The sequence below is a fragment of the Albimonas marina genome (assembly GCF_029223255.1).
Lineage (GTDB): Bacteria > Pseudomonadota > Alphaproteobacteria > Rhodobacterales > Rhodobacteraceae > Albimonas.
Window position 1 is genome coordinate 33,703 of sequence record NZ_JARHUC010000006.1, and the last position, 12,125, is coordinate 45,827.

The 12,125-nt window shown below is 73.2% G+C and carries 11 protein-coding genes and 1 riboswitch; of the genes, 10 read left to right on the plus strand and 1 reads right to left on the minus strand.

From position 1 onward, the window contains the following. Window positions 1–180 precede the first annotated feature (180 nt). From P2H44_RS16675 to P2H44_RS16720, 10 genes are all read left to right on the plus strand, one after another. Window positions 181–756: an FkbM family methyltransferase gene (locus P2H44_RS16675; RefSeq protein ID WP_275765158.1), complete on the plus strand. Its 576-nt coding sequence runs from the start codon at window positions 181–183 to the stop codon at window positions 754–756. Between the two features lie 164 nt (window positions 757–920). Beyond that, complete coding sequence (locus P2H44_RS16680) at window positions 921–1,886, plus strand: DMT family transporter (protein WP_275765159.1); 966 nt, start codon at window positions 921–923, stop codon at window positions 1,884–1,886. Window positions 1,887–1,925: 39 nt separating this feature from the next. Further along, a riboswitch (cobalamin riboswitch) is annotated at window positions 1,926–2,158 on the plus strand. 37 nt (window positions 2,159–2,195) lie between these two features. After that, window positions 2,196–2,369, plus strand: a complete 174-nt coding sequence (locus P2H44_RS16685; protein WP_275765161.1) for a CbtB domain-containing protein — start codon at window positions 2,196–2,198, stop codon at window positions 2,367–2,369. Window positions 2,370–2,373: 4 nt separating this feature from the next. Beyond that, complete coding sequence (locus tag P2H44_RS16690; RefSeq protein WP_275765164.1) at window positions 2,374–3,150, plus strand: CbtA family protein; 777 nt, start codon at window positions 2,374–2,376, stop codon at window positions 3,148–3,150. Window positions 3,151–3,251: 101 nt separating this feature from the next. Beyond that, window positions 3,252–4,355, plus strand: coding sequence for a cobalamin biosynthesis protein CobW (gene cobW / locus P2H44_RS16695; protein ID WP_275765166.1), 1,104 nt, complete (start codon window positions 3,252–3,254; stop codon window positions 4,353–4,355). Next, on the plus strand, window positions 4,355–8,035 hold the full coding sequence (gene cobN / locus P2H44_RS16700) for a cobaltochelatase subunit CobN (RefSeq protein WP_275765169.1): 3,681 nt from the start codon (window positions 4,355–4,357) through the stop codon (window positions 8,033–8,035). Before cobW ends, cobN begins: the two co-directional genes overlap by 1 nt. Continuing rightward, window positions 8,032–8,424: a GFA family protein gene (locus tag P2H44_RS16705; protein WP_275765171.1), complete on the plus strand. Its 393-nt coding sequence runs from the start codon at window positions 8,032–8,034 to the stop codon at window positions 8,422–8,424. The genes cobN and P2H44_RS16705 overlap by 4 nt, the downstream gene beginning before the upstream one ends. After that, window positions 8,421–8,750, plus strand: a complete 330-nt coding sequence (locus P2H44_RS16710) for a phosphotyrosine protein phosphatase (protein ID WP_275765174.1) — start codon at window positions 8,421–8,423, stop codon at window positions 8,748–8,750. Before P2H44_RS16705 ends, P2H44_RS16710 begins: the two co-directional genes overlap by 4 nt. Before the next feature lie 11 nt (window positions 8,751–8,761). Beyond that, a complete protein-coding gene (gene cobO / locus P2H44_RS16715) occupies window positions 8,762–9,382 on the plus strand; it encodes a cob(I)yrinic acid a,c-diamide adenosyltransferase (RefSeq protein WP_275765176.1) in 621 nt (206 codons plus the stop codon). A gap of 82 nt (window positions 9,383–9,464) precedes the next feature. Further along, window positions 9,465–10,925, plus strand: coding sequence for a cobyric acid synthase (locus tag P2H44_RS16720; protein WP_275765177.1), 1,461 nt, complete (start codon window positions 9,465–9,467; stop codon window positions 10,923–10,925). A 229-nt stretch (window positions 10,926–11,154) separates the two neighbouring features. On the opposite strand, the gene cbiB is transcribed toward P2H44_RS16720, so the two are convergent. Continuing rightward, window positions 11,155–12,102, minus strand: a complete 948-nt coding sequence (gene cbiB / locus P2H44_RS16725) for an adenosylcobinamide-phosphate synthase CbiB (RefSeq protein ID WP_275765178.1) — start codon at window positions 12,100–12,102, stop codon at window positions 11,155–11,157. Between the last annotated feature and the right edge of the window lie 23 nt (window positions 12,103–12,125).

A 12,125-nucleotide genomic window follows, 5' to 3' on the forward strand; every position in this document is an offset into this window, starting at 1 on the left:
TCCGGCCCCGGAGGTCCGGACGGGGCCCGCGCGGCCCCGCCGTCGACCGCTCGCTTCCAGCGCAGCCGGGAACGCGGATCGGCCCGGCCGATCGCATCTCTTCATGAACTCGCGCACCAGGCGCCTTCAGCGCCTTGCGAAGGTCCTGCGCAGGGCGGGGCCTGGGGCCCTGCTCGCCGAATGGGCCGACCAGCGCGCCCCGCGCGCTCGACCGCTGGTATCGCGACGCGCTGGCCCGAGGCGCAGGTCGTCGCCCTCGAACCCTCGTCCGAGAGCTTCGCGCTGCTGACCCGCAACGTCGAGGGCTACGCCAACATCCGCGCCGTGCACGCCGCCATCTCGGACCGCCGCGCCTATTTGCGGGTCGCGGACGAGGGCCGGCAGCCCCGGGGCGTGCGCACGCAGGAGCTGGAGGTCGGCGAGGCCGAAGACGGCGAGCCGTCCGGCCCCGCGCCGGAAGGCATGGCCTGCTCGGTGACCGTGCCCGACCTGGTCGCCGCCTGCCCGGAGGCGGAGCTCTTCATCGTGAAGATCGACATCGAGGGATTCGAGCGCGAGCTGTTCCGTTCGAACCACGACTGGGCGGACGCTGCGCCGCTGGTGGTGTTCGAGCCGCACGACTGGCTGATTCCCTTCGGCGGCACGGGGCATACGGTGTTCTCCGCCCTCGCCGGGGCGCCGCGGGATTACCTTATGCGCGGCGAGAACGTCTTCGCCTTCTCGGTCCCCCTGCTGAAGCCTTTCGCCGAAGGCTGATCGGCGCGGCGGGGGGCCCTCGGCCGCGCGTTCCTTTCCGGCCGACAGGTCATCGGGCCTTGGAAAAGACAAGGCTTCCGAATTATCAAGGGAGGAAGAACCCGCGCGCGGGCCCCCGGGGCCCGGCCTTCGACGCGGGACCCGAAGGGAGGCGCGTTCGCTCCATGGCTCATGCTCTGGCGGAGTCCGCCAAGGCCCGCACCCTCGCCACCGAGGCGGCGGAGACGGCCGAGGCCGAGCGGCGGAAGGTCCTGCGCGGCATCGGCTGGATGGTGGTGACCACCCTGCTGTTCGTCTGCGTGACCGGCATCGTGCGCCACGTCGGGCCCGCGGCCCCGGCGGTGGAGGTCGCCTTCATCCGCTACGGCGTGGGCATCGTGCTGATCGTGCCGATCCTGGGCCAGATGATGCGCAATCCGCCCTCGCGCCGGGCCTGGGGCTTCTTCGCCGGGCGCGGCATGCTGCATGCCTGCGGGGTGATGCTGTGGTTCTACGCCATGGCCCACATCCCCATGGCCGAGGTCACGGCGCTGAGCTACGTGGCGCCGATCTTCGTGGCCGTGGGCGCGGCGATCTTCCTGGGCGAGCGGCTGCAGCTTCACCGCATGCTCGCCATCGGCGCGGGCATCGTGGGGGCGATGGTCATCATTCGCCCGGGGTTCGAGGAGATCAAGCTCGGCCAGCTGGCGCAGCTGGGCGCGGCGCCATGCTTCGCGGCCTCGTTCCTGATCGCCAAGGGTCTGACCAAGAACGAGAATCCCACCGTCATCGTCGCGATGCTGTCGATCTTCACCACCATCGCCCTGGCGCCGGCGGCCCTCGCGGTCTGGGTGCCGCCCAGCTGGGAGATGATCGGCTGGCTGAGCCTGTGCGCCGTCTTCGCCACCGCGGGCCACTGGACGATGACCAAGGCCTTCCAGTGCGCCCCGATCACCGTCACCCAGCCGGTGCAGTTCCTGCAGCTGGTCTGGGCGACCCTGCTGGGCATCGTCGCCTTCGGCGAGCCGATCGACCCGTTCGTGATCCTGGGCGGCGGCATCGTGGTCGCCTCGGCCACCTACATCGCCCACCGCGAGCGGCTGAACGCCAAGCGCGCCACCACCCCGCCGGCCGTCGCCACCAAGACCTGACGCCGCGGCTTCGCTTGACACCGGGGCGGGGGAGGACGAAACCTGCTCCCTGCGCATGGTTCCGATGGGCGGCCTCTCAAGGCGGCCCGGGATGAAAACGGGAATGCGGACAGGACCGACCCACGCCGGGGGTCCGAAGCCGCAGCCGCCCCCGCGACTGTATGCGGCGAGCTCGCCCCAAGGCCACCGGAGACGGGAAGGCGGGGCGCGCGTGGAGGGAAGCCCCCTCCGAAGCCGCGAGCCAGGAGACCTGCCACGCGTCGTTGAAACCCCGAATCCGTCCGGGTGGGACGGAGAGGAGACAGACCGATGACGACCGCTTCCAAATCCTCTTCCCGCGTTCTCGACCGCGAACTCCTGGCCGTGGCCTTCGCGCTCGTCGCGGGCGCGTTCCTGGTGTTCGGCGCGGGCTTCGCCAACTCGGCGACGCTGCACGACGCGGGCCACGACTCGCGCCACTCGCTGTCGTTCCCCTGCCACTGAGGTCATGACCTCCCGCCTGTTCGCCAGCGCGTTGATCGCTGGCTTGGCGGCAGGGCTCGCAAGCGCGGCCCTGCAGCAATGGTTCACCGTGCCTCTCATCCAGCAGGCCGAGCTCTACGAGTCCGGCGAGATGACGCATGACTTCGGGCAGCCGATGACCGCCGCGCACGATCATGCGGCGGGCGATCACGCTCACGACGACGACGGCCATGCCCATGACGAAGGTCATGCGCATGGATCGGACGGGCACGCCCACGAGCACGGCGCGGGGCCCGAGGGGCTGACGCGCACGGCTCTGACGGCGCTGACCACGGTGCTGGCGATGGCGGGCTTCGGCCTGCTGCTGACCGCCGGCTTCGCCCTGGCCGAACGTCTGACGGGCGCGCGCATCGACCTGCGCGCCGGACTGGCCTGGGGGGGCGCGGGGTTCCTCGCCACCCAGCTGGCCACCGCCGCGGGCCTGCCGCCGGAGCTTCCGGGCTCGGCCGCCGCCGAACTGGGCGCGCGGCAGACCTGGTGGGTCTTCGCGGCCGTCGCGACGGCCGCGGGGCTGGCGGCGCTGGGCTACCTTCGGGGGCCCGTGCGCTGGGTCGGGCTGGCGCTGATCGCGCTGCCCCACCTGGTCGGCGCGCCGCATCCGCACGAGCTCTGGGGCGTGACGCCGCCCGAGCTCTCCGGCCTCTTCGCCGCGCGGGTGCTGTTCGTGGGCGCCGTGGGCTGGCTGGTGCTGGGCGCCGTGGCCGGTCACCTGTGGTCGCGGGGCGAGAGCCGCCCGGCCTGACCTGAACCCTTCGCGCCGGCGCGGGCCCGCCCCCGCGCCGGCGCCTCCTTTCGGCGGCCGGCGCCGCCGAGCAACCCGCCGCCCCCCGAAGGGAGAGCGCCATGCCCGCCAAGATCCCCGCCACCGTCGTCACCGGCTTCCTCGGGGCCGGCAAGACCACGCTGGTGCGCCACCTGCTGACCCACGCCCACGGCCGCCGCATCGCCCTGATCGTCAACGAGTTCGGAGAGCTCGGCGTCGATGGCGAGATCCTGAAGTCCTGCGGGATCGAGGGATGTTCGGACGACGACGTGGTCGAGCTCGCCAACGGCTGCATCTGCTGCACCGTGGCCGAGGATTTCCTGCCCGCCATGAAGGCGCTGCTGGACCGGCCGAACCCGCCGGAGCACATCGTCATCGAGACCTCGGGCCTCGCCCTGCCGCAGCCGCTGGTGCGCGCCTTCAACTGGCCCGAGGTCCGCTCGCGCGTCACCGTCGACGGCGTGGTGACGGTCGTCGACGGCCCCGCCGTCGCCGCCGGCCGCTTCGCCGCGGACGAAGCCGCGGTGGACGCCCAGCGCGAGGCCGACGACTCGATCGACCACGAGACCCCGCTCTCGGAGCTGTTCGAGGATCAGCTCGCCTGCGCCGACATGATCGTGGTGAACAAGGCCGACCTGATGGACGGCGGCGCCCCCGCCACCGCGGCCGCCCTGCGCGAGCGGGCGCGGCGCGGCGTGCAGGTGATCGAGGCTGCCATGGGCGCCGTCGATCCCGCCGTGCTGCTGGGCCTGGGCATCGGCGCCGAGAACGATATGGAGGCGCGCCACGAGGTGCACCACCATCACCACCACCATGACGACGACGATCATGACGACCACGACGATCATGACCACGAGCACGAGCACGGCCACGACGAGTTCGAGAGCTTCCACGTCGACCTGCCGGAGCTGCCCGATCCGTCCGCCTTCCAGGCCTCGGTCTCCGAGATCATCGCCGCCCACGACCTGTTGCGCGTGAAGGGTTTTGCAGCTGTCTCCGGCAAGCCCATGCGCCTCCTGATCCAGGCCGTCGGGCCCCGCGTCGACGCGCATTTCGACCGGCCCTTCGCGGCGGGCGAGACGCGCGCGACGCGGCTGGTGGTGATCGGGCTGGCGGGGATCGACCGGGAGGCGGTCGCCTCGGCGCTCGTCGCCGCGGCCTCGCCCGAGACCGCGCCCGCCTGATGCACCTGCTCGCCGCCACGCCGGGAGAGATCTCCGACGGGACCGAGCCGGTCGACCCCGCGCAGGACCCCGCGGACCTGGTCTTCGTCTCCGCCGCCGACACCGAGCTGGCGGCGCTGTCGGAGGCCCGGCGCGGGCTGGGGGAGGGCGCGCCCTCCCTGCGGCTCGCGCATCTCAACTGGCTGGCGCATCCCTATTCGGTCGACCTCTACCTCGACCGGACGGCCACGAAGTCGCGCATGGTCGTCGCCCGCGTGCTGGGCGGCGCCGCCTACTGGCGCTACGGGCTCGAGCAGTTCGCCGCCCGCCTGCACGCGGCCGGCGTCCCCTTCGCGGCGCTGCCCGGCGACGACAAGCCCGACGAGACGCTGGCCCGCCTCTCCACCGTTTCGGCGGAAGATTACGCCGCCCTGTGGTCCTTCTGCGTCGAGGGCGGCCCCGACAACGCCCGCGGATTCCTCTCCCACGCCCGCGCCATGCTGGACGGGACCGAGCGGCCGGAGGCCGCGCGTCCGCTGTTGCGCGCGGGGCTGATCGGCGCCCCTCGCGCGGCCTGGCGGGCGGGGGCGCCGGTGGCTGCCGTCACCGTGTATCGCGCGCTGGTGCAGGGCGCGGGCCTCGCGCCGGTGGAGGCGTTGTGCGCGGCCCTGGCCGAGCGCGGGCTCAACCCCCTGCCGATCTTCGTGGCCTCCCTGAAGGACCCGGTCTCCGCCGCCACGGTGGAGGCGATCTTCGCCGAGACGCCCCCCGACGTGGTGATCAACTGCACCAGCTTCGCCGTCGGCTCCCCCGACGCGCCCGGCGCGGGCACGGTGCTGGACCGCTCCGGCGCGCCGGTCCTCCAGGCGGTGCTGTCCGCCGGGTCCGAGGCGGCCTGGGCGGAGGCCGCGCGCGGCCTCTCGGCCCGCGACATCGCCATGAACGTGGCGCTGCCCGAGATCGACGGCCGCATCCTGACCCGCGCCATCGCCTTCAAGGGCGAGGCCTGGTTCGACGAGGCCACCCAGTGCCCCATCGCCGCCTTCCGCCCCAAGGCCGACCGCATCGACTTCGTGGCGTCTCTGGCCGCCAACTGGGCCCGCCTGCGCCGGGCGGCGCCGTCCGAGCGGCGGGTGGGCATCGTGCTGGCGAACTATCCCAACAAGGACGGGCGGCTGGCCAACGGCGTCGGCCTCGACACCCCCGCCGGCACGGTCGCGGCCCTCGCGGCGCTGAAAACCGCCGGCTACGCGGTCGAGTCGCCTCCCGAAAGCGCCGCCGCGCTGATGGAGGCGATCCTCGCCGGCCCCACCAACTGGCTGACCGACCGCGCCGAGCGGCGGGGAGGCGAGCGCCTGTCGCTCGCCGCCTACCGAGAGGCCTACGCGCGGCTCCCCGAGGCCGCCCGCCGCTCGGTCGAGGAACGCTGGGGCCCGCCCGAAGCGGACCCGTTCTGCGATGGCGAGGGCTTCGCCCTCTCGATCCTGCGCTACGGCAATGCGGTGGTCGGCGTGCAGCCCGCCCGCGGCTACAACATCGACCCGGACGAGACCTACCACGCCCCCGACCTGGCCCCGCCGCACAACTACCTCGCCTTCTACATCTGGCTGCGCGAGGCCTTCGGCGCCCACGCCCTCGTCCACTTCGGCAAGCACGGCAACCTCGAATGGCTGCCCGGCAAGGCCGTGGCGCTGGCCGAGGAGGATTTCCCGGAGGCGGTCCTCGGCCCCCTCCCCCACCTCTACCCGTTCATCGTCAACGATCCCGGCGAGGGCACGCAGGCCAAGAGGCGCACGCAAGCGGTGATCGTCGACCACCTGACCCCGCCCCTGACCCGCGCCGAGTCCTACGGCGACCTGCGCGCGCTCGAGGCGCTGGTCGACGAATACTACGAGGCCGCCGGCGTCGACCCCCGCCGCATCGACCACCTCAAGGGCGAGATCCTGTCCCTGATGTCCGCCACCGGGCTGGACGTCGACGTGGGGGCCGAGGGCGACGACGCCGACAGCCGCCTGCAAAAACTCGACGCCTACCTCTGCGAGCTGAAGGAGAGCCAGATCCGCGACGGCCTGCACGTCTTCGGCGAGAGCCCGCAGGGCCGGCTGCGCCGCGACCTCGCCATCGCGCTGGCCCGTGTGCCGCGCGGCGACGGCAAGGGCGCCGACGCCTCGCTGATCCGCGCGCTGGCCGTGGACCTCGCGATGGACTTCGACCCCCTCGACTGCCCGATGGCCGAGCGCTGGACCGGGCCGCGGCCCGCAGCCCTGACCGCCCTGACCGACGACCCCTGGCGCACCCAGGGCGACGCGGTGGAGCGGCTGGAGCTGCTGGCCATCGCCCTGCTGGAGGGCGAGGCGCAGGCCCCCGGCTCCGCCTCGGCCGAGGTCATGGCCCATGTCCGCGACCACATCCTGCCCACCCTCGACGGCTGCGGGCCGGCGGAGATGGGGGCGCTGCTGACCGGGCTCTCCGGCCGCTTCGTGCCGCCCGGACCCTCGGGCGCGCCGACCCGCGGGAGGCTCGACGTGCTGCCGACCGGGCGCAACTTCTTCTCCGTCGACAGCCGCGCCGTTCCCACCCGCGCCGCCTGGGCGCTCGGCTGGCGCTCGGCGAGCGAGCTGATCGACCGGCATGTGCAGGAGCAGGGGGACTGGCCCCGCACCATGGCCGTCACCGCCTGGGGCACCGCCAACATGCGCACCGGCGGCGACGACATCGCCCAGGCGCTGGCCCTGATGGGGGTGCGGCCGCAGTGGGACGACGCCTCGCGCCGGGTGACGGGGTTCGAGATCATCCCGGCCTCCGCCCTCGGCCGGCCGCGGGTGGACGTCACCCTGCGCGTCTCCGGCTTCTTCCGCGACGCCTTTCCGGCGCAGGTGGACCTGGTGGCCTCGGCGGCGGCCGCGGTCATGCGGCTGGACGAGCAGGAGTCGGAGAACCCCGCCGCCGGCCGCTTCCGCCGCGAAGCCACGGAAATCGGCGAGACCCGCGCCCTGCGCCGCGTCTTCGGCTCCAAGCCCGGAGCCTACGGCGCCGGCCTCCAGGCGATGATCGACGAGAAGCTGTGGACCAACCGCGCCGACCTCGCCGACGCCTACCTCGAATGGGGCGGCTACGCCTACGGGGCGGGGGAGGAGGGGGCCTCGGCCCGCGCCGATCTCGAAACCCGTCTCTCCCTTGTCGAAGCCACCGTCCAGAACCAGGACAACCGCGAGCACGACCTGCTCGACAGCGACGACTACTACCAGTTCGAGGGCGGCATCGCCGCGGCGGTCGAGACCCTGCGCGGGCAGGCCCCGATCAGCTACCACACCGACCACTCCCGCCCCGAGCGCCCGGTGATCCGCACGCTGGACGAGGAGATCGGCCGCGTGGTCCGCGCCCGCGCCGTGAACCCCAAGTGGATCGAGGGGGTCAAGCGCCACGGCTACAAGGGCGCTTTCGAGATCGCGGCGACGGTCGACTACCTGTTCGCCTTCGCCGCCACGACCCATGCCGTTCGCGACCACCATTTCGATCTGGTCCACGCGGCCTATCTGGAGGACGACGACACCCGCGCCTTCATCGAGGACGCCAACCCTGCCGCCCTGCGCGAGATCGCCGAGCGCCTGCAGGAGGCGATCGACCGCGACCTGTGGCGCCCGCGCTCGAACTCCGCCCGGGCGCTGCTCGACGCGCTGACCGACAGGAGCCCTGCATGACCTATGCCGGACGCTGCCAGTGCGGCGCCTGCCGCTTCGAATTCGAGGGGCCGGCCAACTGGGTCGGCCACTGCCATTGCCTCAGCTGCCGGCGGGCCTCGTCGTCTCCGCTGACGACCTACGTGGCGGCGGAGAACGGGCGCTGGCGCTGGACGGGGGCGGCGCCGAAGGTGTGGAGCAGCTCGGCCCAGGCCCACTGGCATCGCTGCCCGACCTGCGGGGACCTGATGGCCTACGCCTCTGACAAGCCCAAGCTGGCGCACGAGATCCACTTCCTGCTGGCGCTGGTCGAGGATCCCGCCGGCCTCTCCCCCACCGTGCACTGGCACTGGGACGAGCGGGTCGACTGGTTCCCTGTCGACGACGCCCTGAAGAAGGTTTCCGGATGATCCGCGCGCTCTTCGTCGGCGGCCTCGCCCGCACCCGCGGCCCGACCGCCGCCCAGGTCTTCGGCGACTGGCCCGGCGTGCGCGCCGACTTCGCGGGCATCGAGCCCGGCGCCGACGCGCGCCTGAGCCCCGAGCAGCTCGACTGGGCCGACCGCATCTATTGCTTCGAGCCGCGCCACAAGACGCGGATCGCCAACCTTCACGGGCGGTCGCTGCGCGGCCGCACCGTCTACACGCTGGACGTGCCCGACCTCTACACCTTCATGCAGCCCGAGCTGGTGGAGCTGCTGGTGAACCGCGTCGGCCCCGACCTGAAGAAAGCCTGAGGGAGGCCAGAATGTCCGAGAAGCCGCCTGTCGACGACGAACGTCACGCCGCCAAGATGGCCAAGAAGAAGGCCGCCCGCGACAAGATCATGGCCACCAAGACCGACGAGAAGGGCCTGATCGTCGTCCACACCGGCAAGGGCAAGGGCAAGTCGACCGCCGCCTTCGGCATGATCTTCCGCTGCATCGCCCACGGGATGCCCTGCGCGGTGGTCCAGTTCATCAAGGGCGGCATGGCCACCGGCGAGCGCACCCTGATCCAGGACCGCTTCGCCGACCTGTGCGAGTTCCACGCCATGGGCGAGGGCTTCACCTGGGAGACGCAGGACCGCGCCCGCGACATCGAGATGGCGAAGGCCGCCTGGGAGAAGGCCAAGGAGCTGATCCGCGACCCCAAGCATCGCATGGTGCTGCTCGACGAGATCAACATCGCGCTGCGCTACGATTACCTCGACATCGACGAGGTGGTGACCTTCTTGGTGGAGGAGAAGCCCGAGATGACCCACGTGGTCCTGACCGGGCGCAACGCCAAGGACGAACTGCTGGAGATCGCCGACCTCGCCACCGAGATGGAGCTGCTCAAGCATCCGTTCCGCTCCGGCGTGAAGGCGCAGATCGGGGTCGAGTTCTGAGGGCGGCGGTCTCTTCGGGCCGCGTCCCGGGCCTGACCCGGGACCGTTCGCGGCCGCCCGCAGGCGCGACCATGGGGGCCTCATGCCCGCGATCATGATCCAGGGCGCCGGCTCCAACGTCGGCAAGTCGGTGCTGGCCGCGGGGCTGTGCCGGGCGGCGGCGCGGCGCGGCCTGTCGGTGCGCCCGTTCAAGCCGCAGAACATGTCCAACAACGCCGCCGTCACGCAGGACGGGGGCGAGATCGGCCGCGCCCAGGCGCTGCAGGCGATGGCCTGCGGGGTGGCGCCCCATACCGACATGAACCCGGTGCTGCTGAAGCCCGAGACGGACGTAGGCGCGCAGGTGGTGGTGCAGGGCAGGCGGATCGCCACCTGCAAGGCGCGGGACTACGCGCGCCTGAAGCCGTCGCTGATGGCGCCCGTGCTCGACAGCTTCGCGAGGCTGAGCGCGGGCTGCGACCTGGTGGTGGTCGAGGGCGCAGGCTCCCCGGCCGAGGTGAACCTGCGGGCGAACGACATCGCCAACATGGGGTTTGCAGAGGCCGCAGACGTGCCGGTGGTGCTGATCGGCGACATCGACCGGGGGGGCGTGATCGCGCAGCTGGTGGGCACGCTCGCGGTGCTCGACCCCGCCGACGCCGCCCGCATCAAGGGCTTCGTGATCAACAAGTTCCGCGGGGACCCCAGCCTCTTCGACGACGGCTACCGGCTGATCGAGGCGCGCACCGGCTGGCGGGGGCTGGGCGTCGCGCCCTGGTTCGCGGGCGCCGCGCGCCTGCCGGCGGAGGATGCGCTCGACATCGGCTCGGGCGGCTCGGGGGCGCTGAAGATCGTCTGCCCGATGCTCTCGCGGATCGCCAATTTCGACGACCTCGACCCGCTGAAGCTGGAGCCCTCGGTCTCGGTCGAGATGATCCGCCCCGGCCGGCCGCTGCCCGGCGACGCCGACCTGGTGATCCTGCCGGGGTCGAAGTCGACGCGGGGCGACCTCGACTTCCTGCGCGCGCAGGGCTGGGACGTGGACCTTGCGGGGCACGTGCGCCGTGGGGGGCGGGTGCTGGGGCTGTGCGGCGGCTACCAGATGCTCGGCCGCTCGGTGATCGACGAAGACGGGATCGAGGGGCTGCCGGGGGAGACGCCGGGGCTTGGCCTGCTCGACGTCGTCACCCGCATGACGCCCGCCAAGCGGCTGGAGCGGGTGCGGGCGCGCCACCTCGCCGCCGACCGGACGGTCGAGGGCTACGAGATGCACATCGGCGTCACCGAGGGCCCCGACCGCGCCCGACCGCTGCTGGAGATCGAGGGTCCGGACGGCCCCCGGCCCGAGGGCGCGGCCTCGGCCGACGGGCGCATCGCGGGGACCTATGTGCACGGCCTGTTCGCGCAGGACGGGTTCCGCGCCGCCTGGCTGGAGAGCCTGGGCGCCGCCGCCTCGGGCCTCGGCTACGGGGCGGAGGTGGAGGCGACCCTGGACGCGCTCGCCGACCACATGGAGGCGCATCTCGACGTCGACGGGATCCTGGAGATCGCCGGCGCGCGCTGAGGCGGGGCCTGCGCCGGGCCTCGCGCGGGGAGCCTCGCGAGGCGGCGCTCGCTCGGGGGGCGCTCCGCGCGGCGCCCCGGCCCGGCGTCGGCGCGGGACGTCGGGCCGCGGCGGCGGCCGTATCGCGCTCGGGCGCCCGGCCGGGGCGCCCCGGCCCGGAGCCGGGGCTTCCGATGCTCCGCCTTCGCCGCAGGCTCGCCCGTCCGCGCGCCCCTGCGGCGAGACCGGCTCAGAGGGTCAGCGCCCAGAGCAGGGCGAGGCAGGCGGCGGTCAGCCAGATCATGCGGCGGTAGAGGTCCAGCGCCCGGCGCAGGTCGGCGGCGCCGGGGTCGGGCGCCTCGGCGTTCAGCCAGGGCTCGTGGGCGATGTGGCTGCCGTAGACCCGCGGGCCCGACAGGCGGATGTTCAGCGCGCCCGCCAGCGCCGACTCCGGCCAGCCGGCGTTGGGCGAGCGGTGGTTGCGCGCGTCGCGCCGCATCACCCGCAGCGGCGTCTCGGGACGGCCGGAGGCGAGGGCGAACAGCACCCCCGTCAGCCGCGCCGGGACCCAGTTCACCACGTCGTCGAGCCGGGCGGCGAAGCGGCCGAACGCCTCGTGGCGCGCGTCGCGGTGGCCGATCATCGAATCCAGCGTGTTGATCGCCTTGTAGGCCACGATCCCCGGCAGGCCGAGCAGCGCGCCCCAGAACAGCGGCGCGATCACTCCGTCGGAGGCGTTCTCGGCCAGGCTCTCCATCGCGGCGCGGGCGAGGCCGGCCTCGTCCAGCGCCGAGGGATCGCGGCCGACGATGCGCGACACCGCCTCCCGCGCGCCGTCGACGTCGCGCGCCTCCAGCGCCCCGGCGACGGGGGCGACGTGGTCGTGCAGCGAGCGGGCGGCGACGAAGGGCCAGGCCAGCACGCCCGCCAGCGCCACCCCCAGCGCCCCGCCCGGCAGGACCCACAGCGCCAGCGCCGCCAGCCCGGCCGAGAGGCCGATCACCAGCAGCGCCGCGCGGATGCCGGCGGCGCGCCGCGTCTCCCAGTCCGCGTCCTCCTGGTTCCAGCCGCGGTCGAGGCGGTCGATCAGCCCGCCCATCCACACCACCGGATGCGAGATCCGGCGATGCACCTTGTCGGGCCAGCCCGCGAAGGCCTCGATCCCCAGGGCGATCAACATGACGAGGGCGCCGGTCATGGCCGGAGGTCTCCCACAAAAGC

Excerpts from the sequence above, each read along its gene's own strand:
- P2H44_RS16675 (WP_275765158.1), top strand. The coding sequence starts at position 181 with ATGGGCCGACCAGCGCGCCCCGCGCGCTCGACCGCTGGTATCGCGACG.
- P2H44_RS16680 (WP_275765159.1), top strand. The coding sequence starts at position 921 with ATGGCTCATGCTCTGGCGGAGTCCGCCAAGGCCCGCACCCTCGCCACC.
- P2H44_RS16685 (WP_275765161.1), top strand. The coding sequence starts at position 2,196 with ATGACGACCGCTTCCAAATCCTCTTCCCGCGTTCTCGACCGCGAACTC.
- P2H44_RS16690 (WP_275765164.1), top strand. The coding sequence starts at position 2,374 with ATGACCTCCCGCCTGTTCGCCAGCGCGTTGATCGCTGGCTTGGCGGCA.
- cobW (WP_275765166.1), top strand. The coding sequence starts at position 3,252 with ATGCCCGCCAAGATCCCCGCCACCGTCGTCACCGGCTTCCTCGGGGCC.
- cobN (WP_275765169.1), top strand. The coding sequence starts at position 4,355 with ATGCACCTGCTCGCCGCCACGCCGGGAGAGATCTCCGACGGGACCGAG.
- P2H44_RS16705 (WP_275765171.1), top strand. The coding sequence starts at position 8,032 with ATGACCTATGCCGGACGCTGCCAGTGCGGCGCCTGCCGCTTCGAATTC.
- P2H44_RS16710 (WP_275765174.1), top strand. The coding sequence starts at position 8,421 with ATGATCCGCGCGCTCTTCGTCGGCGGCCTCGCCCGCACCCGCGGCCCG.
- cobO (WP_275765176.1), top strand. The coding sequence starts at position 8,762 with ATGTCCGAGAAGCCGCCTGTCGACGACGAACGTCACGCCGCCAAGATG.
- P2H44_RS16720 (WP_275765177.1), top strand. The coding sequence starts at position 9,465 with ATGCCCGCGATCATGATCCAGGGCGCCGGCTCCAACGTCGGCAAGTCG.
- cbiB (WP_275765178.1), bottom strand. The coding sequence starts at position 12,102 with ATGACCGGCGCCCTCGTCATGTTGATCGCCCTGGGGATCGAGGCCTTC.